This window comes from Thalassotalea litorea, from assembly GCF_043642205.1.
In the GTDB taxonomy this organism is placed as follows: Bacteria; Pseudomonadota; Gammaproteobacteria; order Enterobacterales; family Alteromonadaceae; genus Thalassotalea_A; species Thalassotalea_A litorea.
Genome location: NZ_JBHZSG010000034.1, coordinates 1 through 23,182, shown reverse-complemented (window position 1 = coordinate 23,182; position 23,182 = coordinate 1). Strand labels below are relative to the sequence as shown.

18 protein-coding genes are annotated in these 23,182 nt (G+C 44.8%); 5 read left to right on the top strand and 13 right to left on the bottom strand.

Translation table 11 applies throughout. The features are described from left to right. Positions 1-48: 48 nt before the first annotated feature. From ACHUFQ_RS13195 to dbpA, 4 genes are all read right to left on the bottom strand, one after another. Positions 49-1,983, bottom strand: a complete 1,935-nt coding sequence (locus ACHUFQ_RS13195; RefSeq protein WP_394176195.1) for a DUF885 domain-containing protein — start codon at positions 1,981-1,983, stop codon at positions 49-51. Positions 1,984-2,097: 114 nt separating this feature from the next. Next, complete coding sequence (gene miaE / locus ACHUFQ_RS13190; protein WP_394176193.1) at positions 2,098-2,868, bottom strand: tRNA isopentenyl-2-thiomethyl-A-37 hydroxylase MiaE; 771 nt, start codon at positions 2,866-2,868, stop codon at positions 2,098-2,100. A 155-nt stretch (positions 2,869-3,023) separates the two neighbouring features. Further along, positions 3,024-4,700, bottom strand: coding sequence for a M10 family metallopeptidase C-terminal domain-containing protein (locus ACHUFQ_RS13185; protein ID WP_394176191.1), 1,677 nt, complete (start codon positions 4,698-4,700; stop codon positions 3,024-3,026). A gap of 309 nt (positions 4,701-5,009) precedes the next feature. Beyond that, the gene (gene dbpA / locus ACHUFQ_RS13180; protein WP_394176190.1) at positions 5,010-6,398 is read right to left on the bottom strand and encodes an ATP-dependent RNA helicase DbpA; all 1,389 of its coding nucleotides are present in this window, start codon (positions 6,396-6,398) and stop codon (positions 5,010-5,012) included. Positions 6,399-6,770: 372 nt separating this feature from the next. On the opposite strand from dbpA, the gene ACHUFQ_RS13175 reads away from it, so the two are divergent. From ACHUFQ_RS13175 to ACHUFQ_RS13160, 4 genes are all read left to right on the top strand, one after another. Further along, positions 6,771-7,427 carry a TetR/AcrR family transcriptional regulator gene (locus tag ACHUFQ_RS13175; protein ID WP_394176188.1) on the top strand — a complete coding sequence of 219 codons (657 nt, stop codon included), beginning with the start codon at positions 6,771-6,773 and terminating at the stop codon, positions 7,425-7,427. An 82-nt stretch (positions 7,428-7,509) separates the two neighbouring features. Beyond that, on the top strand, positions 7,510-8,877 hold the full coding sequence (locus ACHUFQ_RS13170) for an aldehyde dehydrogenase family protein (protein WP_394176187.1): 1,368 nt from the start codon (positions 7,510-7,512) through the stop codon (positions 8,875-8,877). Between the two features lie 90 nt (positions 8,878-8,967). After that, positions 8,968-9,252, top strand: coding sequence for a hypothetical protein (locus ACHUFQ_RS13165; protein WP_394176186.1), 285 nt, complete (start codon positions 8,968-8,970; stop codon positions 9,250-9,252). Positions 9,253-9,509: 257 nt separating this feature from the next. Beyond that, a complete protein-coding gene (locus ACHUFQ_RS13160) occupies positions 9,510-10,109 on the top strand; it encodes a Yip1 family protein (protein ID WP_394176185.1) in 600 nt (199 codons plus the stop codon). A gap of 95 nt (positions 10,110-10,204) precedes the next feature. Here the strand turns inward: ACHUFQ_RS13160 and purF are convergent, their stop codons facing one another. The 9 genes from purF to ACHUFQ_RS13115 all read right to left on the bottom strand — a co-directional run bounded on the left by purF (position 10,205) and on the right by ACHUFQ_RS13115 (position 21,129). Next, the gene (gene purF, locus ACHUFQ_RS13155) at positions 10,205-11,722 is read right to left on the bottom strand and encodes an amidophosphoribosyltransferase (protein WP_394176184.1); all 1,518 of its coding nucleotides are present in this window, start codon (positions 11,720-11,722) and stop codon (positions 10,205-10,207) included. Positions 11,723-11,749: 27 nt separating this feature from the next. Further along, positions 11,750-12,232, bottom strand: a complete 483-nt coding sequence (locus ACHUFQ_RS13150; RefSeq protein WP_394176182.1) for a CvpA family protein — start codon at positions 12,230-12,232, stop codon at positions 11,750-11,752. Between the two features lie 163 nt (positions 12,233-12,395). Further along, entirely contained in the window at positions 12,396-13,067 is a 672-nt protein-coding gene (locus ACHUFQ_RS13145) for an SPOR domain-containing protein (protein ID WP_394176181.1), read from the bottom strand. 9 nt (positions 13,068-13,076) lie between these two features. Next, on the bottom strand, positions 13,077-14,345 hold the full coding sequence (folC, locus tag ACHUFQ_RS13140; RefSeq protein ID WP_394176179.1) for a bifunctional tetrahydrofolate synthase/dihydrofolate synthase: 1,269 nt from the start codon (positions 14,343-14,345) through the stop codon (positions 13,077-13,079). Between the two features lie 18 nt (positions 14,346-14,363). Beyond that, positions 14,364-15,230 (bottom strand): acetyl-CoA carboxylase, carboxyltransferase subunit beta, encoded by an 867-nt coding sequence (accD, locus tag ACHUFQ_RS13135; RefSeq protein WP_394176177.1) that lies wholly within the window; start codon positions 15,228-15,230, stop codon positions 14,364-14,366. A 383-nt stretch (positions 15,231-15,613) separates the two neighbouring features. Further along, the gene (truA, locus tag ACHUFQ_RS13130; RefSeq protein WP_394176176.1) at positions 15,614-16,399 is read right to left on the bottom strand and encodes a tRNA pseudouridine(38-40) synthase TruA; all 786 of its coding nucleotides are present in this window, start codon (positions 16,397-16,399) and stop codon (positions 15,614-15,616) included. Positions 16,400-16,595: 196 nt separating this feature from the next. Beyond that, positions 16,596-18,662: a FimV/HubP family polar landmark protein gene (locus tag ACHUFQ_RS13125; RefSeq protein WP_394176175.1), complete on the bottom strand. Its 2,067-nt coding sequence runs from the start codon at positions 18,660-18,662 to the stop codon at positions 16,596-16,598. Positions 18,663-18,899: 237 nt separating this feature from the next. Then, the gene (locus ACHUFQ_RS13120) at positions 18,900-19,919 is read right to left on the bottom strand and encodes an aspartate-semialdehyde dehydrogenase (protein WP_394176173.1); all 1,020 of its coding nucleotides are present in this window, start codon (positions 19,917-19,919) and stop codon (positions 18,900-18,902) included. A 76-nt stretch (positions 19,920-19,995) separates the two neighbouring features. Further along, a complete protein-coding gene (locus ACHUFQ_RS13115) occupies positions 19,996-21,129 on the bottom strand; it encodes a 4-phosphoerythronate dehydrogenase (protein WP_394176171.1) in 1,134 nt (377 codons plus the stop codon). Positions 21,130-21,469: 340 nt separating this feature from the next. Here ACHUFQ_RS13115 and ACHUFQ_RS13110 point away from each other — a divergent pair, with 340 nt between their 5' ends. After that, positions 21,470-22,870, top strand: a complete 1,401-nt coding sequence (locus ACHUFQ_RS13110) for an MBL fold metallo-hydrolase RNA specificity domain-containing protein (RefSeq protein ID WP_394176170.1) — start codon at positions 21,470-21,472, stop codon at positions 22,868-22,870. The last annotated feature ends 312 nt before the right edge of the window (positions 22,871-23,182 follow it).

Sequence of the window (23,182 nt, the reverse complement as noted above, 5' to 3'; positions counted from 1 at the left end):
AAAACGTTAAGGGCGGCCTTTCCATGGGTCGCCGGTTAATTTCGTGACTTAATCTTTAGCAACCGCAACAGTGCCACCAATGGGTGCCTCTTCAACCCACAAATTCACTCGTTTTTCTAGTAAATGCAAAGGCAAGGCACCACTGGTTAAAACCGTATCGTGAAATTGGCTAATATCAAAATCGTCCTGCAATTGCTCTTGCGCCACTTTACGCAATGACTGAATTTTCATCATGCCAATTTTATAAGCCGTCGCCTGCCCTGGCCAAACCAGATAACGACGAACTTCCGAGCGGATTACCTCTTCCGATAATGGCGTATGATGCTGAAAATACTCCACCGCCTGTTGCTCGGTCCAGCCTTTTGCATGTAAGCCACTATCGACCACCAAACGTACCGCGCGCCACATCTCAGTGGTCAAGCGACCAAAATCAGCATAGGGATCCTCATAAGCGCCCATTTCTTTGGCTAGATACTCGGCATAAAGTGCCCAGCCTTCGATATACGCACCAAACTGAGCCTGAGTTCGAAACTTCGGCAATCCAGTTAACTCCTGGGCAATGGAAATTTGCATATGATGTCCGGGATTACCTTCGTGATAAGCGATAGCCTGCATATCATTTTTATGCAGGGCTGACATATCGGATAAATGAGTGTAATACACGCCAGGCCTGCTGCCATCCGGTGTTCCCGGGTAATAGTGCGGTGCCGCCCCATCTTGCTCACGATAAGCTTCGACACGTTTTACTTGCAGGCTTGTTTTGGGCAAGGTGTTAAAGTAGCTCGGCAGCTTTTCTTCAATAACGGCTAAATTGGCTTTTGTTTGTTGCAGGTACGCTTCTCGGCCTTCATCCGTATTGGGGTAGTAGAAGCGATGATCGGTTTGCAGGTATTCAAAGAACTCATTAAGATTACCGCTAAACCCTACAGAGTCTTTTATATCAATCATTTCTTCAGTGATCCGATCAACCTCATCCAGACCGATTTGATGAATATCGTTGGCACTGTAGTCACTATTGGTGGCGAGCCGTAATCGATACTCATAGTAAGCATCACCATCGGGATAACGAGAAACCCCGGTAGGATTCACCGCAGCAAGACGCATATCTCTTTGCATCCAGGCGGTAATATTTCGATACGACGAATACAGATCCCGAGTCAGGGCTTTGCGAGCGTTAAAGCGCAGGGTTTGAGCGTCGGATGCCGTAATCAACCCCGACGTTTGTAATGCCGTAACTTTGGTTTTCACGTCAGCCCAAAGAGGGGAATCGGCACCTTGGTGAAAAGGTTCACCGCGGATCAGATTATTGATTTGTACCATTGCCTCCTGATAGGCAAATTTGGGCGGACGATAGCCAGCCTCCGACTTGGCTTTCGCCAGCTCCAACAGCGTATTGAGTGCAACTGACATACCTTTGATACGGGCTATATAAGCTTCCATATCCGCTTTATTATCGACCCGATGAAAATTGATCAGCACCTGCGGCAAGAGCGTTTGAATACCTTGCATTTGCGTAAACACATATTCCTGACTGAAATACAAACGTCTGTCTCGGGCAAGTTGAAATTGATAGACCCAAATATCGTAGGAGATCTGAGCTTCAGGGGTAAGCGCTTCGTAATCGAAATGGGTTTTCAATTCATCGACGGTGTTGGCATACCAACTTAGTTGCGCATCCATCGCCTGTAATGAAAAGTCGTCCACTTGATCGTACTGATCCTTGCGGCCAATTCGGGTAAGCAACAATGGACTCATCTGTAACTGCTGCTCGTACTTATCTTCAAACCATAGATTTAATCGCTCTGACTCCGAAATGGTCGTCAGCTCACCTTCCACATCCGATAAGGTATGATGTCCAGAGTCACGCTGGACCGTGGTTGTCTGTGTTGCGGCATTTTCTGTCGAAGGCACTTCGGTACTCTGACATGCACCGAGCATTAAGCACACTGCCGCCAGGCAGCGAGTTTTGGTAACAATTAGCATTTGCTTCGTTCCTGAATTATTTTTCCATACTGCAGGAATGAAAAAGAGGGCTTACTAAAAATATAAGCGCCACCATCAGGTAGCGCAAATTGTCAGAGCAAAAGATTAGGGAATTTAAGAAAGACTATTGGCCGGGATGCCACTATGGAAACGTAATTCATCGTCGGGCGCAGAGATTAATGTTGCTTCCACTTCGCCAAAATAACGCACGCGTTCACTGATGTCGTGCCCCGCGACCTGTTCGGCGAGCTTAAGATAATCCTGATAGTGACGTGCTTCGCTGCGCAGTAATGAGATATAAAATTTATGTAACTCATCATCTAAAAATGGAGCAAGCTTAGCAAAGCGTTCACACGAACGCGCCTCAATGTAAGCCCCACAAATCAGCTTATCGACCAGAGTTTCTGGCTCATGGGTTTTCACGTGTCGGATTAACCCTTTGGCATAACGGCCTGCGGTAATATTGTCATAGACAATGCCGCGCTTTTCCATGATTTCCAATACCTGATAAAAATGATGTAGCTCCTCTTTGATCAACAACACCATTTTATCAACTAACTCGCCACCAACTCCAGAATTTGCTTTCGGGACAATGGCTTTGGAAAACTTAAGTTTTAGGGACAAAGATTGCAAACTCCCCTCCTTACGATAGATAAACTGCTCATAAGGCTGCAACCAATTTAATAGCTCATCACCACTCTCTTTATCGACGGCATACTTGCGAATTAACCACATCGCAGTTTGTGCGGCTTTCAATTCACATATCATGTGATCTGTGAGTAACAAAGACAGGTTTTCGGGCTTTCGAGCTTCTTCTACCCAGGCATCCGGCGTCGGACACTGTAAAAATGCGTGAATGGGGGCCAACAGGCTTTCAGTGGACATTGAATCTATGTGGTTTTCGACGAACTAAAATAATACGACGATTTTATCATAGCTATGCTGAGAATGATGGTAATTTTCATTACCTGACGTGCAAGCCGTAAACAGAAAGAAAAAAAGCCCAATAATGGGCTTTTTTTCTTTTTATGGTTAATGTTTTACAAAATTAAATCACTATTGGTTAATACAGCACTATTGAGGTTGATCGACAAATCAGCCATACCATCACCATCAACGTCGCCAGATAATTGCCCATTGTCATAACGAAGCTCGCCAGCCGTATCACTAAAAGCATCGGCGCCAATAAACGTGAATGTAACGCCGGTATCGCGAAGAACAATGACGTCTTTGCCGGTCTCGAAATCGGCAATTTCATCGCCTGATTCAATATTCGAAAAGACAAAGGTATCGTAGCCTTCACCACCAACATATAAATCTGCCCCAGCTAAACCATTAAGCACATCGTCGCCAGAGTTTCCAGTCAAGACATTGTCAGCACGATTACCTTTTAAATAATCTCGCTCACTAGAACCGATTGCATTTTCGATTATGGTACCGTAAGCAATAGCAATATTGTCATGGGATGTAACACCCAGCCCTTGCACCCCTGTTTCCCATGCCAGATAGCCTGCGTGCGCGCTCGTCGTTAAACCTTGCCAATAATCACTGGTACCCGGCCCAACATTGCCTAAGATTGTATAGCCGGCATCGCGCATAAGCTGCCGTCTGCTATTAATCACATCATCACTTGGGACCGCTGATGCACCAGAGCTATACTGACCATCATTAAGATTGATGTATACGCTCGCATTCGCACCGGACATGTCGATGGTATCGTTACCGCCGGCATCATAAATTGTCAGGATTGGAAATAGGTTTTGAGAAAAGTCATATACCGCGTTACCTGCGGTGGAATTCCAGCCGTAGACAGTATCATCACTGCGGGTGGTTAAATCCGCACCATACGCAGCCTGTATCGACAGGATATCATGTAACATGGGTGTATGCGGATAGTTATAAAACCCCGTACTCCAGTCAACAATACCTGCCGGGAATGGTTGATTGGAGGTTTCTTCATCGCCCCAGTATGACATCAATGTGTATTGATTACTGTCCTGTGCATATTCAGCCTGGCTGACATAGTTGGTGGCACCAGCGCCATTATATGCACCTGGATGACTTAACCCCAGGGTGTGACCGATTTCATGGACTAAGGTTGTTACCCCATAGCCACCAAAACTTAACCAGGCATTGGTCCAGTTTAGCTCCGGAGTCGCGACAAATATATCACTAAAAAACTTATAACCTTTGGCATTGGTAAAGCCATATTCAGGATAATATGCATAGGCTTGACCGGGATCTTCGCTGTTAGCAAACTGAATATCGGCGCCATTGGCACTATTTTCTTTAAAACTAGGCGCTATCAGATCATCCCACAATTGAATGCTGTTGCGCGCGGCATCTTTCTGAGCCTCAGAAAAGCCACTCAAGCCATTACCTGCCGTAAAGCCATACTTAGGATTGTTGTATAAACCCGTAAGCTTTTTACCTTTTGGAAAATTATAGGTGATGACACCAGCGTTAACGGAATTGGTGTAACCCGTCCAGATTTGATTGATCACTCGCGGCAAGGTTGCAATTTCCTTTTCTCGAAATATGCCCCCCGAAAAGCCATCAATACTTAAATTTTCAGGGTCGGCTATCACACTCAGATCTGGTTGTAATTGTTCCGGCAATGCCTCCGGTACTGATGCGAAGCTATTCATTGAAATTAATGTTGTACCTAAGGTCAGACTCAAGGCAAGTTGTTTGTTACTTAAACATTTTACAGTCATGCGTTTCTCTTTTTATTAGGGAATGGGGAACTCATTAAAAAATGAGTGACATACAAAGCAATATTTAACGATGTTATCTGGACAGAATACGGACTTGTTCAACAACGACAACCTACTAATTATTACAATATTTTCAAGCAGTTGTAAAAACTCAAATAATTTTAATTGTGCCTGACAGGTGTAACTAAATATTTACTAACTCAAGCGAGACTGCGGCGGGTTTGGATATTTATAAGATGATGTAAGGGTAAAGTTAGTTGAAAGCAGAACGGCATTCTGCTTCCAGCGAGGTGTCCATTTTTACAGGAACTAACGGCGTATAATACGCGCTTTAAATTTTCGGCCTTTTAGTTTGCCCTCGACGATTTTAGCCAATGCAACATTACGAATTTTTTGTTTTACCGCAACATAGGCTAAATTATCCAACAACTGAATTTTGCCAACGTCATCAGCGGATAACTCCTGTCCCCGGGTTAAGGCGCCAACGATATCTCCAGCGCGCACTTTTTGTTTCTTGCCCCCCAGAATTTGTATGGTAGCCATCGGCGGCTTGATCACCGGCAACTCTAAGATATCCTTATCAGGCAATCCTTCGGGTACGATATCGGTATCCATTAAATCATTAAGCAGGGCCATCTTATGATGATCTTTTTCGCTGTAAAACGAGCAAGCGAGCCCCTGATTTCCCGCCCGACCTGTGCGGCCAATTCGATGAGTGTGTATTTCGGTATCATGGGCCAGTGAATAGTTGATCACCAGATCTAAGTTGTCCACATCAAGACCACGCGCGGCTACGTCGGTTGCCACTAACACCGAAACGCTTTTGTTCGCAAACTGGATCATGGCCTGATCACGTTCCCGTTGTTCAAGATCACCATTCAATGCGACAGCGCTGTAACCACAGGATTGCAACTGCTCACTCAACCGCACCGTTTCCAATTTAGTGTTACAAAATATCACCGTCGAAACAGGTTTATGATCCTGAATCAACAAACGTACTGCCAATAGCTTATCGTCAGCGCCATGTACCTGATAAAACCGCTGGGCAATAGTTTGCTGATTATGGGTTTGAGCGACAACGATATGCTCAGGGTTTTGCATATAGCGGCGACTAATTGCATCAATGTTGTCTGCAAATGTGGCACTGAATAATAACACCTGAGGCGATGCAGGGATCTGATTGAATATTCGTTCCATGGCTGGTTCAAACCCCATGTCCAGCATCCGATCCGCTTCGTCCAATACCAGAGTATTAACCTGGTCTAAGTTTAATGAACCTCGGCTAAGGTGATCTTCCACCCGCCCGGGGGTACCCACGATGATATGAGCGCCGTGGCGCAACGAATCGATTTGTTTGCCTACAGGTACGCCACCGCATAATGTCAGTACTTTAATGTTATGGATCAGTCGCGCAAGTTTTCTGATTTCCAGAGCGACTTGTTCGGCAAGTTCCCGAGTGGGACACAGCACCAGTGTCTGAATTCTAAATGCTTTAACATCGAGTTTTTGCAACAAACCAAGCCCAAAGGCTGCCGTTTTTCCGGAGCCGGTTTTCGCCTGGGCAATAACATCTTTACCCGCAATGATTGCGGGTAAACTGAGGGTCTGGACCTCGGTCATCTGTTTGTAGCCCAAATGGGCAAGATTATCTGTGAGTTCGATACGAAGCGGCAATGCTTGAAAATGGGTTTGATCCACGGGTTCGCCAATAACAGGAATAATAAAAGCCAAGTATACCAGACAAAAGCCGATGAAAACGGATTTTCCTCGGCTTTGAATTTGTCTCAATCAAGGGTGTGACAATCCACGTGCAACGTTTTTATTAAAAAAAACGTATTATTCTTCACCCATAACTAATATCAATGCGGTAATTGGCTACAGACCTCAATTTAAACCATAGTCATACCCTATAACACTATGCTCTATATACGTATTCTCTGCCGTGGCGAAACGATCCGATATGCAGCTTAACGCGCCCTAAATAAAACCGTTGCCTATTTTTTTAGAAGGTATTATGGTGGTACTTACAAACCTCACAAGCCAATAAAAACAGTATCAGGGATGTATATTATGGCACGGACAAGTTTGAAGAAAAGTCCTAAAGGTGAACAGACCCGGGAAAGAATCCTCAATGCCGCCATTGAGGTTATTGCAAAGTTCGGTATCAAAGGGACAACACATCGAGCTGTCGCACAGCAAGCACAAATCCAGCTTTCGCTTACCACCTATTATTTTGTTGATATCAAGCAGCTGATCGGCGAAGCGATACAATTGAGCGCTGCGCGATTTGTCGCCGACAATAGCAGTCAGTGGCTACGGGGATTTACCCTGGTAGAGAGTTATACTGCTGCAGAGCGTCGTAAAGTCAGTGTCCGTAAATTGCTATGCGAGCAACTCAGTGACATCGCCGCACGACATATGTATGACAATATCATCAACCGGCCAACGGGATTGGCGGTAGAACAGATATTTTTTACCGAAATGATGTTCAATGAAGAGTTGAAAGATACTGCCTTTTCACATATTCACCAGTTAAAACAACCTTTTATAAAGCTTTGTCGTTATTTCAATCAAATCGATCCTAGTATCAATGCTGAATTAATGATGATCGCGTTCACACGAATTCAGTATATGTATTTACCTTTACCCCCACAAAGCGTTAAGATGAGTGAAATCAGGATGCTGGTCAAACGTCAACTTAGCTGGGTGATGGGGCTAAAAACCTAATCCATAGCGACGACCACCCCCACTACCTCTCCTGTGATTAATCATAAAATCAAAACGTACATTATTATCCAGGAAGTTTATTGTGAACTATCAAGATATACTCGACGAACAACGTCGCTATTTTCAAACCAACGTTACGCGTGATCTACACTGGCGTAAATCTCAGTTAGAACAAATCAAGGCAATGGTGATCAACCATGAAGCCGAAATCATCCATGCATTAGAAAAAGACTTAGGTAAACCAGAGCAGGAATCCTGGGTCACCGAAGTTTCTTATGTGACCGGCGATGTGGACCACACCATTAAACACCTGAAAAAGTGGGCCAAACCTCGCAAAGTTTCGACGCCTATCGTCGCACAGCCTGGATCTTCATACATAGTGCCTGAGCCTCTGGGTAGCGTTTTAATTATGGGCGCCTGGAATTACCCGTTGCAATTGGTATTGGCACCGCTAATCGCTGTCATCGCAGCAGGTAATTGTGCGATCATAAAACCCTCGGAAATGGCCGAAAACGTTTCCAAATTATTAGCGACTATCATTCCACTGTATCTAGACAAGCAGGCCGTTACTGTTGTTGAAGGTGGCGTTGAAGAGTCGACACTATTGTTGGATTTAAAATTCGACCATATTATGTATACGGGCAACGGTCATGTTGGCCGAATAGTGATGAGCGCCGCGGCTAAGCATCTGACGCCGGTAACACTAGAGCTGGGCGGTAAAAGTCCGGTTTATATCGACCAAAGTGCTAATATGAAAATCACCGCCCAGCGCCTTGCCTGGGGGAAATGGATGAATGCCGGTCAAACCTGTATTGCGCCTGATTATGTGCTCACCCACAAATACATGTTAAAACCTTTAGTCGATGCCCTAACCAAAGAAGTTAAAAGCATGTTTGGTGATAACCCGCAATTAAGCAAAAGTTACGGCAAAATCATCAACCCGCGCCACACCGAACGATTGATCAGTTATCTGGAAAATGCAGACATTGTGCATGGTGGTAACCACTCCCTGGAAGATTGCTATATTGAACCGACTATAGTGGTGAACCCAGAGCTTGATTCAAAGTTAATGACCGAAGAAATCTTTGGTCCAATTCTGCCAATTTACTGCATTGAAGATTTTGCCAGCGCAAAACAATTTGTGATTGAGCGCGATAAACCGTTATCGGCTTATATCTTCACCAAAGACAAAGATCAAAAACAACAATGGCAAGATGAAATCAGTGCCGGCAGTCAGTGCATTAATGACGTTATCATGTTCAATGCCGTACCTGATTTGCCATTTGGTGGTACGGGTTCTAGCGGCATGGGTCAATACTCGGGGAAATCCGGCTTTGACAATTTCTCGCATTTAAAGTCGGTATTAAAGCGTCCTTTCGTGGCCGATATCCCCGTGCGATTTGCCCCTTATAAAGACTGGAAACTAAACTTTCTTAAGAAAATTCGCTAAGCGAATTGGCACAGTTCAATGGCACATCTATGCTTTTAAACATCAAAAAGCGCCGCAAGGCGCTTTTTCATTATTTGACCAGGTACCGTTATGAAAAGGCAAACCAAACAAGTAAAACAGATGCTTGAAAAGCATCACTCCCTAAACCAGTTAGATGATGCCACCGTAACCTCGCACGTACAAAGGGAAGATGGTGAATGGGTGTTAAATACACTCATGGTTCAAGACTACACCGTTGCGTTTAAATACCGGCGCAAGAAAATGTACCAAAGCCTCGTGGGCCAAAAAGTCAATATCACCTTCTACCGGGCAACCGAAACGGTTGCTACAATCGAATTTGAATACATGAAAGTCACTCGTATCAAACGCGCCTGATATCTATCCTCTAGTATCAACAAACCGCGACGTCATAGATAAACCAATGAGGTCTTCAACCATACCGCAGAAGCTTTGATCTAAAACAGGAATAGCGCACAATTTTCAAACAAGTCTTGATTATTTCTTGTACATACTACATAAATATAACTGTGCCTTAATAAAAATATAATAAAACCACAATAATAAAGGCGACAACAGCGAGCATATGTATGTAGTTGATGCTTATCTGGGGATAGCGAAAGAGGAAGAAGACAATGATCCTAAATCATATCTGGGGCTTGTACGCCCACCCGCAACAAGAATGGAACGAAATAGATTCTCGCCATGAGGGTATTGCCTATAGCATGGCTCACATCCTAATAGTGGCATTAATACCTTCAATATGCGGTTACTTTGCCGCTGCACATATCGGCTGGAAAATTGGTGCCGGCGATCCAATAATGTTGACCAAATCCAGTGCCATGTTACTGTCCGCATCTATGTACTGCGCGATTATCTTATCGATGATGGCATTAACTGGCCTGATCCATTGGATGGCAAAAACCTTTGATGCGCAACCGAATTTATCTCAATCACTGGAATTGGCCGCTTACGCCTCTACACCTGTGCTGATGGTCGGTATTGCCGCGCTCTACCCTGTTTTATGGGTATTCTCGATTGCCGGTATGATTGCCGTTGCATATTCGGTTTACCTACTTTATTCAGGTACGCCAATCCTGATGCATATTCCACAAGAGAAAGGGTTTATTTACGCCAGCTCAGTAGTGACCTGTGGCTTAGTATTGTTAGTGTGCGTACTTGCAGCAACCGCAATGGCCTGGACGTTAGGTTTTGGTCCTGAATTTACCGGCTAGGGCTGGTCAGGATTGAACAGGTATCTGAAACCCGATAAACAATAAAGGCGCCCTATGGCGCCTTTATTGTTTACAACGAATCTCTTTTATTGAGTTTATTCGCTGCCTTCATTGTGTAAGTCTAGAATCGAATCCGCTTCTTTATCTGAAGCTTCTTTACTTTCGTTATTGCGCATTGCATCCAACTTCTCAAGATAACTATGATCGATGTCATTGGTAATATAGCTACCGTTAAATACAGACGTTTCAAACGCTTTTATGTCTCTGTTGCCTTTACCGACCGCTGCCACTAAATCTTTAAGATCCTGGAAAATCAGTTTATCGGCACCAATCAGCTCACAAATGTCTTCAAGTTCACGGCCATGAGCAATCAGTTCCGTAGCGGATGGCATATCGATGCCATAGACATTTGGAAAGCGAACTTCCGGTGCAGCAGAGGCGAAATACACTTTTTTAGCACCGGCATTACGTGCCATTTCAATAATTTGCTCTGATGTTGTTCCACGAACAATCGAGTCATCCACTAATAAGACATTCTTGCCTTTAAACTCTTCCGAAATCGCATTCAGTTTACGCTTAACGGATTTCTTACGTTCCGCCTGCCCTGGCATAATAAAGGTTCTACCGACATAGCGATTTTTCACAAATCCCTGGCGATAAGGAACATTTAAATGATGAGCAATTTGTAAGGCAATATCATTCGAGGTTTCAGGGATAGGAATAACAACATCGATATCCAGATCATCCCATTCCCGGGCAATCTTTTTGCCAAGCATGGTACCCATTTCAACACGAGAGGCATAGACCGACATTTTATCAATGGTCGAATCCGGACGTGCGAAATACACGAATTCAAAAATACATGGGTTGTACGTTGGGTTCTGTGCACACTGACTTGAGAACAGTTGACCATCTTCGGTAATATAAATCGCTTCACCCGGTGCCACATCGCGAATAAATTCAAAGTCACAGGCATCTAAAGCCACTGACTCGGATGCAACCATATACTCCATACCTTTTTCCGTTTCGCGCTTCCCGAACACTAACGGACGGATACCGTGCGGGTCACGGAAGGCAACCATACCATGACCAATCACCAGAGCCACTGTCGCGTATGCGCCGCGCACCAGGTTATGGACCTGCCCTACCGCATGAAAAATATCTTCTGCGGTTAATTCCAGATTTTTGGCCTGCTGCAATTCGTGAGCGAAAATATTAAGCAATAGTTCAGAGTCAGACGTGGTATTAACGTGACGACGAGCTTTATTAAATAACCAGGATTTCAGCTCTTCCGCATTGGTCAGATTACCATTGTGAGCTAAAGAAATACCGTAAGGAGAGTTTGCGTAAAAGGGTTGAGCTTCTGATGAGCTGGAAGTACCAGCAGTAGGGTAACGAACATGGCCAATGCCTATGTCGCCTTGCAATCGCAGCATATGGCGGGTGTGAAATACATCTTTTACCAAACCATTCGCTTTACGAAGCCTAAAGGTGTTATCACTTATCGTAACAATACCGGCTGCATCTTGTCCTCGATGTTGAATAACGGTTAAACCATCATATAGAGCTTGGCTAACGGGCGACTGGCCTACAATGCCAACAATACCACACATGAAATATATTCTCCGAAAATATCTTAATTAAGATAGAAAGCTTGATGAGGATTCAACGTAAGCAAAAAACCACTCAATCACCACCCTAAATTCGGGTATTAACTTTGATCCCTGCCACCAGTCCGAAGAAGGGACTGGTGTAAATACATCAAGGAAGAAAAGAGCTGCACTGACAACTAATGCGCCGCGCAACGCCCCAAACACTAACCCGAGTACTCGATCAGTTCCTGTTAATCCCGTTTTATCTACCAGTTGGCCTATGATGTAATTGATCATGGCGCCCAGTATTAAGGTTGCAACAAATAATATGCCGATGGCCGCTGCGTTACGCAGAACGTCATCCTGAATGTTGACGAGGTATCCGGCTAATTGTTGATAAAAAGTACTGGCAACAAAAAATGCACATACCCAAATCGCTAATGAGATTGCTTCCTTAACAAACCCTCTCACCAAGGAGATCAGCATAGAAACACTGATCACAATCAATATCAGGTAGTCAACCCAAACCATTTGTCGTCATCCTATTCGTTACGCGGCGCATTCTAACAGAATCCGTGCTTTACATACTAATCATTTGTGGCAATTTAATGTAAACAAAGTGATTCAAAACCCAGCCAACAAACGCGCCCAACGCTTGCTTGGGCATTGTGTTTGCTTAGCCAAAAACAAAGAATTAACTGGTGGGATCAAACTTCGCAATTCGTCCCTGTACACCCGTCAATGTCTTAAGTTTGCTCAATTCTGCTTCCAACAGCCCTTTATTCACCGCAGGTCCGATAAACACTTTAGTCAAGGTCCCTGCCTGGGTTTTTACCGGACGGGTAAAAACCGTATAACCTGCGTCACGCAGTTTTTGCTGTAACTGTTCCACGTTGTTTTTATGACGGAAACTGCCTAACTGAATCACCCAACCGGCCGCCTTACCTGTGACTTTGTTGCTCACTTGCGGCTTAGCTTGTTGCTGAGTCACCGTTGTTGTCGCCTTAGCAACTACCGTTTTATCTTTCGCTAATGGATTATTTTTGGCTGCGTGGGTAACCGTTGTCTGCTGACCATTGTCGTTAACAAGCGGGGTTTTTGAAGAAGACGGGGATGCTACCTTGGCCGGCTCTTCATCAAGTGGTGTTTCTTTACTTAAAGGCTCAGGTTTAGATTTGTCTATCAAAGCCTCTGCGTTCATGCCCGGGATCTCAACGACCGTGAGAGCGTCAGGAGCCTCTGGAATTTGTTCAAACTGGGACTGATAGGCTTTTTTCTCGCCATCGAGGAATTCAGGTAAAAATATCACCGCGACCGCAGCAACAATAATGGTACCTACCAATCTATTTTGAAATGGCGTCGACAAAGGGGCTCCTTAGATGCATGATTTTTTAAATTCAGCGACGGTAAAAAAAGAACCGAACACTAAGATCATGTCGTTTTTATTCGCATTTTCTTTTGCTATTTTAAAGCCATCCGATACATTGTCAAAGCCATTACTGCTCACATTGATATTTTGTAACTCATTTACCAGTATTTTTGCGGTTGCACCACGAGGTACGTTAAGGGTAACCGGGTACCAGACGTTGACCTGGTCTTTCAAGGCGGCCAGAGTTGAAGCGATATCTTTATCCCCTAACATGCCAACAATCGCGTGTACTTTTGAGTATTTTTTTTCTTCAATAACCTTAGCCAAATGCCTTGCTGCATGGGGGTTGTGCGCTACATCCAGAATTATATCCGGTGCTCGTGCAACCAATTGTGTTCGCCCTTCGACTTGGGTACTGTCAATCCAGCGATTCACCCTTGTGGTATTTAATTGAGCGGCGATATCTGCAGACACTAACGATAATGTCATCAACCCGGTAGCGACATTGTCCTTTGGGATTGCAGGCGCTTTCAGCCCTGAAATCGTGACATTTTCAGTTTGCCACTGCCAATAGCCCTGGTTGTTTCCGTCTGGTTGGTGGAAAAACGCCTGATTTCGATAATACCCCTGGCAACCTAGCTTACTAAGATATAGTCCGACCGGTTCCGGTAAATCGGGCTCACCGATAACCGCCGGACGACCCGGTCGGCATATGCCGGCTTTTTCCAGGCCAATGCTTGCTCTGTCGTTTCCCAGCAATTGTTGATGATCTAAATCAATACTGGTGATCACTGAAATATCAGCATCCACGATATTGGTGGCATCCAGACGTCCACCTAATCCAACTTCTAAAATCACAAAATCAAGTTCTGTGTGTTGGCAAATGAGTAAGGCCGCAAGCGTTGTGTATTCATAGTAGGTCAAAGATATGTCCGCTCTGGCGCTTTCAATGTCTCTGAACGCCTGAATAAGCGCTTGATCATTGACTAGCGCTTTGTTGATACGCAGACGCTCATTGAATCGCTCGATGTGCGGTGACGAGTATACGGCAACCCGAAAACCTAAATCACTAAGTGCGGTTTCCAGAAAGGCACAACTGGTGCCTTTACCATTAGTGCCGGCAACGGTGATCACCTGCTTATCAGCCAGGCAGATCCCCATGCGGCTCTTGACTTCCCCAATTCTATCCAGCGTCATATCGATTTCGACAGGATGGATAGATTCTAAATAAAAAAGCCACTCATCCAGGGTAGTCAAAGATAAGTGGCTATTCATTGGTTTGCTCATAAACAACTATAGTATTTTGGGTTCTTCTATTCCCATAAATTTGGCAATTAAGCGCGCCAGCGTGCTGCGCATTTCACGGCGGTCGACAATCAAGTCAATGGCGCCATGTTCAAGTAAAAATTCTGAACGTTGAAAGCCTTCTGGTAATTTTTCTCGAACCGTCTGTTCAATCACTCGAGGGCCAGCAAAACCGATCAAAGCTTTCGGCTCAGCAACATTGATATCGCCCAACATTGCCAAACTGGCACTGACGCCACCCATGGTAGGATCGGTTAATACCGATACATAAGGTAAACCTTTTTCGCTCATTTTCGCTAACGCCGCGCTGGTTTTCGCCATTTGCATTAATGACATAAGCGCTTCTTGCATACGCGCTCCGCCGCTGGCAGAAAAGCAGATTAACGGTAAATTTTCTTTCAGGCAAACTTCAGCGGCCTGAACAAAGCGAGCGCCAACAACCGATGCCATTGAACCGCCCAAAAATCCAAATTCGAAGGCGGCAACAACAACAGGAATTCCACCAAGCTCACCTTTGAGGATAACGATGGCATCTTTTTCACCCGTCGCTTTTTGAGCAGCTGCAATACGATCTTTGTAACGCTTTGAGTCTTTGAACTTTAATTTATCCTGTGGCTCAAGCTCAGCACCGATTTCTATTTTTTCGCCCGCATCCAGAAAAGAATCCAGACGTTTGCGAGCGTTTAAGCGCATATGATGATCACATTTTGGACAAACGCCAAGTTGACGCTCAAGCTCTACTTTGTATAAAACCGCATTACACGAAGAACACTTACTCCAGACACCTTCTGGAATATTGTGTTTACTGGCCGTAGAGTTTTTCGCTTTCGGTAGAATTTTTTCAATCCAGCTCATGGGTACTTTATGCCTATTTTTGGTTACTGGGGCTAGATGAACAACCCGTTCAAAATCAGTATGATCGACTGTCATGATAATACAGACGACTCGTTAATATGTTATAGACGCCAATTAAACCACACTTTTACCAATGACCTGTAGAAAAAACTGGTCAGCGTTGTCTTAAATGATTGATATACGAAACGTATTCAATTGACAATAGCTTTCGATCTATCTCCTTCATGGCCTTGTGTCTTAAACGACCATGGCCGTGACTTAACCGTATACTTAGCGCTTATAGACCATGATTTCGATGCTTTATCCAATAACACCTGTTCGAATTGCTAACAGTATAGCGGTCAAATGATGAAATATACCCTAGAACGTCTGCTAACGTGCATTTAACCGTTTAAGAAAAGCGGCCCCATTGGCATTTTGGGTAACTGAAAGTCGTCCGGGTAATCAACATCGACAAAATACAGGCCACCTGAAGGCGCGGTCATCCCAGCCTGGCAACGGTTTTTAAGGTACAGTACCTCACCAATCCAGTTTACCTCTTCGACGCCGCGTCCAACGCGAATCAGGCTTCCCGCTATATTGCGAACCATGTGATGTAAAAATGCATTCGCTTTAATATCAATAATCACATAATCGCCCTGACGGGTAACGTTACAGTGATGTACCGTACGTAAAGGCGAGTGAGCTTGACAATGTACGGTACGAAATGATGTAAAATCGTGGCGGCCAACGAGGTATTGTGCGGCTTCATGCATTAACGTTTCGTCGAGTTTAAAATGACAATGGCTTAAGCCTTTAGACAGGATTGCCGGGCGATATGGGCTATTGTATATCACGTAGCGATAACGACGCGCGGTCGCACTAAAGCGGGCATGAAATTCATCGCTGACCGGTTGACTCCATTTCACCGCAATATCTTTAGGAAGCAAGGTATTCATGCCCAGCGTCCAGGCGGCAGGTCCGCGATCGTGAGGCGAATCAAAATGAATGACCTGCCCTGTTCCATGGACACCGGTATCGGTTCGGCCTGCACAGACAATTTCCGTTGGCACATTGACAATCTTTGACAAGGCTTTTTCGATTTCGCCTTGCACGCTGATCACTTGTTTTTGTCGTTGCCAGCCACAATAGCGACTACCATCGTACTCTATCCCCAATGCAAACCGCATGTTACCCCCTCACAAATTTCGACGCGCATTATCGTATATTTACGACAATTACGAAAGATATTTGCCCATTCACTTAACATTAGGCAACGCTGAACAAGACAGAACAAGCGATTATGAGCAGGTAGAAGGTCCGAGTAACCTTAGCAGACAAAAAAATACCGGCGGATGCCGGTATTTTTTTGTTATTAATGTCACGCTATGGTTTGAGCGAATACAATAATTGCTGCGCCTGTTGTTGTTGGCTGGAATTACCCAGCTTCATCACATTTTTTAAAATAACCGCGGCATTATCTTCATCACCAATTTCAATATATACCTGAGCTAAATCCAGTTTAGCATTTACGCCATGTTTATCATCGTCAACATTAATTGGATTTACATCTTGAGTAAACTCTGGAAACTCATCGAGGCCAACATCAATTTTGCCTTCCTGATAGGGCTCTACCTCGTCAACGGATGACTCAGAATTGGCAATAATATCTTCTATTTCAACAAAGTCCTGGGCAGCGGCCGTTACAGAATGACCTACCGGTGCCTGGCTATCTTCGCCATGAGAAAATGGTGTATTTTCAGCGCTTGTTTCAAAACTGACATGTTCAGACTCGCTGGAGATCTCTTCAAGTAACTTATCAAATTCCACATCGTCAAAATCATCGATTTCTTTTAGTTGCGACGGGGATAAAGATAACCCTTCATTTGCCTGCGAATCCGAATGCAATTTAGCCGGCTTAGCTTTGGTTTCCTCATCAACCATATCTTCAATAATGTGATCCATATTCAAATCATTATCGAGGGTGTCAAAGGCTTGATTTTTATCCGGATTAGCAAAGGAATCCGCGTCACTATCCGCTTCATCCGGCGCCGTGTATGATTTATTAAGCTCGACTCTGGAAAAAGCTTCTGCTATCAAATCTCTTGATTTCACCGGCGCTGCAGGTGCCACATCGACGGCTTTTTCAGCGCTTTTGGCTTGATTAAAATCACCGTCAAACAAGACCTCTGATGGCTGCATCACGGATGCATTTTTAAGTTGTTGGGCGTTTGAACTTTGCGTATTTGCGTTTGCTTTTGCCGTGCTATTTTTGCTATTTTTCGCACCCGAATTTACCGGTTGTGCCGATACCGCGCGTTTGCTTTTTGCTTGCGCTTTATTCTTAGCGACCGCAGCCGTTTGTGACTGCTTGATATCTTTAGATTGCATATTCGCAGACAATGCTGGTTTTAACGCCAACAGCTCTTTTTCAACTCGGCGACGACGCTGCACCATGACCATTAGTACTGCAAATAAAACGAATAACAGACCAATCACACTCCAATACGCAACAGGACTGTTAGCCAGGCCATCACTGCGTTGTTTCATTGCAGCTTGCTCTGCCATCAATTTTTGTTCACGTTTTTTCGCTTGTACCAACAGGGTATTCTGCTCTTCAAGCTTTTGATCCAGTTCAACCTGGCTTTGTTTCGAGCGTTCTAATTCATATTGCAGACTATCAAGTTTCGCTCCCACTGCCGCAAGACTTTCTTCAACTTCGCGGTTGCTGACCTTTGGTTCGACAACGTCAGTGACTAACGCCCCTTCAAGTTGCAAACCTGACGCTGGTTGATCTACTGATGTAACATCGCCAGTGTCGGTACTGTTTACGTCAGGTTGCTCGCTCACCAGGGCGACCGCAGCAGTGACATTGTCCGCTTGCGCTTGTGCTATTTGTTCGGTTTCTGCGGTTTCAGACTCAACAAGACCTGTCTCATCGAGCGTATCAACCTTTGCGGTTTGCTGTTGAACTGACGCGACGTCAGTGGCTGACGACGATGCTTGTACCATCGTGGCCTCGGAAGGCGTTTTGATTTTGCTGGCAATGGCATTATTGATACGATTTAAGCTCGCATCACTGTCATTTTGCTGATGGAATGGCACAACCTGGTTAATTTGTTCCAGCGTCGGAATTCGTAAATACTGCCCTTGTATCAGAAAATTAATATCATTGTTTACAAAAGCGTTGGGATTGGTTTTAAACAGAGCCACCATCACCTGATAATTGGTGACGGAATCATCTGGACGATGAGCATTAGCTATCTTCCACAAGGTATCAGAAGCCTTGATTGGCCCGTAGGTAGATGTGTTATCCCCGACAAAGATATCCTGTTCATTAGCCGTGTTTCCAGCTTGCTGTGCCAGGGCATTGCCTAGCGTCGCAATTAACAGAACGGCAATTAATCCAGGAATTAGCGAGGATTTAAATTTAAATGAACGATAAATAGCCATGAATCAGGTCCTTCCTTCTCACGTTTATCAAAAATAATTTAAACCAGATTGGATTAGCGCGACTTTTTTATTATCTTCGCTAATATATCCCAGATTGCGGCGAGATACTAGCGCCATCAATGGCTTAGCACTATTTTTGTTGCTACTTTATGGTAACTTGTTCAATTAATAAACAAAAAAACCAGGAAACGCTATGCACCTGGCTTTGTTCAACGTAACGGAAAGTGTTACTGCTATTTATCCTAGGTAGTCCTGGATCAATAACTCGGCGATCTGCACAGAGTTGGTCGCGGCACCTTTACGGACATTATCTGCCACAATCCACATGTTTATACCGTTCGGATGGGAGATATCTTCACGAATACGACCTACGAAGGTTTCATCTTTGCCACTGGCATCGCTTACCTGAGTTGGAAAATCTTCGTCATTTTCACATACAACAATACCTGGAGCCTGTGCTAATAGAGCTTTGACTTCCTCTGCTGATGTCTGTTGTGACGTTTCAATGTGCAACGCTTCACCATGACCATAGAACACAGGTACACGAACGGCGGTTGGATTGACCAACACCGACTCATCACCCAAAATCTTCTTGGTTTCCCAAACCATCTTCATTTCTTCGCGCGTATATCCATTATCTTCGAAGGAATCGATTTGCGGGATCACGTTAAAGGCAATTTGACGACTAAATGCTTTCACTTCTACCGGTTTACCCGATAGTAAATCTGCGCATTGCTTGGCCAGTTCTTCAATCGCCGTTTTACCCGCGCCAGATACTGACTGATAAGTCGATACATTGATACGTTCGATACCAACTGCATCATAAATCGGTTTTAGTGCCACCATCATTTGAATGGTTGAACAATTTGGATTGGCAATGATATTGCGATTGCGATAGTCCGCTAGTGCGTGTGGATTAACTTCAGGCACAACCAATGGAATATCATCGTCATAGCGGAACTGTGAGGTATTATCTATCACAACACAACCGGCATCCGCCGCAATCGGTGCGAATTTAGCAGAGGTCGATCCGCCAGCCGAGAAAAAGGCGATTTGTGCCTGGGTAAAATCAAATTTATCAGCATCCAGTACTTCTACACTTTCACCATTAAATTCTACCATTTCACCGGCACTGCGACTGCTCGCTAATGGGTATAATTTATTGATTGGAAATTTTCGCTGTTCCAGAATTTCCATCATGTGTTTGCCGACTAACCCTGTTGCTCCAAGAACAACGACATCAAATTTTTGTCCCATGTTGTTTTCCATACCTAGTTGTTATTCAATCATTAAATTCAAATCTGATAGATAGCTGTTGGTTTCAGACTTGGTATTACTCTTGTATCAAAAACCCAAGTGCCTTTAGCATTTCAGGAACTAAAGAATCTCGGGCCGATAGCTCTAACGCACTAAATTCCCGTCTTACCGGGTAGTTTTTACGAATCGAGTCAAAACCATTTTTCAGAAGCTGCTGCCGGAATATCTGATCATCACGACGTACATCATAAACCTGAAAAATCCGACGGAAGATTTCTTCCATACGCGCTTGGTCACTGGCAATCGGTGTTTGTTCCATCCGCACGATAAACTCACCGGCTGGCATAAACTGTTGCAATTCGAGCTTTGGCTCTAATCCTGTAAGCTGACATAATGCCTGATATAGCATTTCAGTTCCACGAGATTTTCCTTCTAAGCTATATCCGGCAATATGTGCGGTCGCAATCTGACAATATTCAATGAGTTCGACCAACACATCCGGTTCATTTTCCCAGACATCCAATACCAGCTGTGGCCCCACCCCTGCAAGTTTTAGCGCCAATAAAGCTTGATTATCGATAACTTCACCACGACAGGCATTAACCAGAATTTGCTCACTCGATAATTTTTTTAATCGCTGTTCATCGAACAAGTGATACGTTGGGTGTTCGCCGCCTCGTGTTAATGGCACATGCAAGGTGATGGCATCACATTGGAGAATGTCGGAAAATTCACAAAATTCTCTCGGGTCGGATTCAGCCAACCATGGGTCATAGAGCTTGAACGGGACATTTAACGCGTTAAGTTTATTGGCCACCGCAGAGCCGGTATTTCCCGCACCCACGATACCGACGGTAAAATCCGCCAGATTCGACTGTTGGCGCTGGCAAATTACCAATAACGCACTGATGACATACTCACCTACCGATATTGCGTTGCAACCTGGCGCCGATGAAAAACTAATGTTGCGACTCAACAGGTAATCGGTGTCGATATGGTCGACGCCGATGGTTGCCGTCCCCACAAACTGAATACGACTATTTTTGTGTAGCAGCGCTTCATCCACTCGAGTAATCGAACGCACCAACAAGACGTCGGCATCGGCAATATCCGATGCTCGCACATCACGGCCAGAAAAGGGTTTTAAGTTGCCAAATCCCGCGAAGAATTCATTAGCAAAAGGGATGTTTTCGTCAAAATAAATATTCATAGATACCGCACTGAATAATACGCTTGAGTATGCATATAATTTAGTGACAACACTCTTGGTTTAAGGGAGTAAATTCATTAACCCTCAGTTTACCCCGCATTTACACCTTAGCCAACAAAAGCAAGGTAAAATGGCAAATAAACTTATACAGATACGAGCAAAACTAAAACCTTTGTTAAAATTGCACGCAGGTTAATAAGTATATGCTGAGAAGCGATTTTTCATCTTGGTATTTCTATGGATATACAAAAGGTGCGCTATAGTTGAAGTTAGCTTGCACACTCACTTAACGCACTAGCCTTGCACTAACGCGTTAGATTTTCACAAGTCGGAGCATTCTGTGGCAACAATCACCTGTTACGGCGCAGCGCAGGAAGTCACCGGTTCCTGCCATTTACTTCGTACCGCCGGCACCTCGGTTTTGCTTGATTGTGGATTGCATCAGGGTAGCCGGGCAAGACGACATCTAGAGTCTGAAGCATTTGACTTCAACCCTGCGAGTATCGATGCGGTGATATTGTCCCATGCCCACCTCGACCATAGTGGCAGATTACCCGCTTTAGTGCATGAAGGTTTTGATGGGCCAATTTATTGCACGCTTGCCACCGCACAACTGTTACCGATTATGCTATTCGATGCATACAGCCTCTATCAAAATGATTTAAAACGGATCAATCGCAAAAACCAAAGGCAGGGAAAAGCGTTGGTCAGCGAAGGTTATAGCATTGACGATATCCAAACGGTGCTTAAATTGTGCCGTCCGAAAGCATACCACCAAGAATTTTCTATCACGCCAACGTTCCAAACGACGTTGCTCGATGCCGGCCATATCCTGGGCTCAGCCATAACCCGCATCACGTTAAAGGAAAGAGACAGGCAAAAAACGCTGGTTTACAGTGGCGATTTAGGCAAACAAGGGACGTTGTTGATGAACGATCCGGCGCTGATTAACGAGGCCGATATTGTCATGATGGAAGGAACCTATGGAGATCGAAATCATCGCGACTTAACCGATACCTTATCACAATTTAAACACATCCTTGCCTCTGCTTATGAGCGCAATGGCAATGCTCTGCTGCCCGCGTTTGCGGTGGGCAGAACACAAGAATTATTGTTATACCTTGGCAAGCTGCAACAAAGCCAGGAGCTCGATGACTGGACCATTTTTCTCGATAGTCCGATGGCAATCGAAGTGACCCACGTTTACGATCAGTGGCTCACAACCTTAGACTGTGAAGGGGTACAATCCCTGTCCGATGGCGACGCAACCCTACTCAAAAATTTTATTTCGTCCTTGCACCTGACCATCGAACCTGAGCACTCCATGGCTATCAATAAGATTAAAAACCATGCCATTATTATTGCCGGTAGTGGCATGTGTACCGGCGGCCGCATCACCCATCATATCAAGCATCGGATCTGGGACCGGCGTAACACGATTATTTTTGTCGGTTATCAGGCCCAGGGCACCCCAGGCCGCGCCATTGTCAATGGCGTGCAAAACATCAAATTATTTGGCGAAGAGCTGCAAGTCAATGCCAGCGTGGAAACCCTCGGCGGATTTTCTGCCCATGCAGGACAACAGGAACTCATTGACTGGCTCAGCCATTTCAAACCGAGCCCGAGGGTGGTTCTTGTCCATGGCGAAGCCGACGCACTGGATGCACTCAGCAATAAGATCTGGCAGGAATTGCAATTGCAAGCTGAAGTCCCCGCACGCGGACAGGTTGTAGCGTTTTAAGCGAGGGTAGAAACTTGCTGAGTACGTATCGTAAATGATAATGCGAATATGTGACGGAAAACGCCCCTTAGGGTACACAATCAAAGATTGTTACGAGGTGCCGACATGGACGTTGGTATGCAGAATTTGTCAGGAACTGAAATTCTGTACCCGCGACACAAGACATCGCTTCGAGTGAAAACCCAAAAAACCTGCGTCATGCCGTGATACTACACGGCATCTAGGGCGAGAGCCGATTAGAGCAATGCATGGATGACGGTATATCGATTGTGTCCGTCGTTACATGGACGTAATTTATTAGAGCAATGCAGG

Coding starts and splice junctions, on each gene's coding strand:
- ACHUFQ_RS13195 (WP_394176195.1), bottom strand. CDS start 1,983: ATGCTAATTGTTACCAAAACTCGCTGCCTGGCGGCAGTGTGCTTAATG.
- ACHUFQ_RS13165 (WP_394176186.1), top strand. CDS start 8,968: ATGAAAAGGCAAACCAAACAAGTAAAACAGATGCTTGAAAAGCATCAC.
- ACHUFQ_RS13125 (WP_394176175.1), bottom strand. CDS start 18,662: ATGGCTATTTATCGTTCATTTAAATTTAAATCCTCGCTAATTCCTGGA.
- ACHUFQ_RS13115 (WP_394176171.1), bottom strand. CDS start 21,129: ATGAATATTTATTTTGACGAAAACATCCCTTTTGCTAATGAATTCTTC.
- purF (WP_394176184.1), bottom strand. CDS start 11,722: ATGTGTGGTATTGTTGGCATTGTAGGCCAGTCGCCCGTTAGCCAAGCT.
- ACHUFQ_RS13120 (WP_394176173.1), bottom strand. CDS start 19,919: ATGGGACAAAAATTTGATGTCGTTGTTCTTGGAGCAACAGGGTTAGTC.
- ACHUFQ_RS13160 (WP_394176185.1), top strand. CDS start 9,510: ATGATCCTAAATCATATCTGGGGCTTGTACGCCCACCCGCAACAAGAA.
- ACHUFQ_RS13150 (WP_394176182.1), bottom strand. CDS start 12,232: ATGGTTTGGGTTGACTACCTGATATTGATTGTGATCAGTGTTTCTATG.
- ACHUFQ_RS13175 (WP_394176188.1), top strand. CDS start 6,771: ATGGCACGGACAAGTTTGAAGAAAAGTCCTAAAGGTGAACAGACCCGG.
- miaE (WP_394176193.1), bottom strand. CDS start 2,868: ATGTCCACTGAAAGCCTGTTGGCCCCCATTCACGCATTTTTACAGTGT.
- accD (WP_394176177.1), bottom strand. CDS start 15,230: ATGAGCTGGATTGAAAAAATTCTACCGAAAGCGAAAAACTCTACGGCC.
- ACHUFQ_RS13185 (WP_394176191.1), bottom strand. CDS start 4,700: ATGACTGTAAAATGTTTAAGTAACAAACAACTTGCCTTGAGTCTGACC.
- folC (WP_394176179.1), bottom strand. CDS start 14,345: ATGAATAGCCACTTATCTTTGACTACCCTGGATGAGTGGCTTTTTTAT.
- truA (WP_394176176.1), bottom strand. CDS start 16,399: ATGCGGTTTGCATTGGGGATAGAGTACGATGGTAGTCGCTATTGTGGC.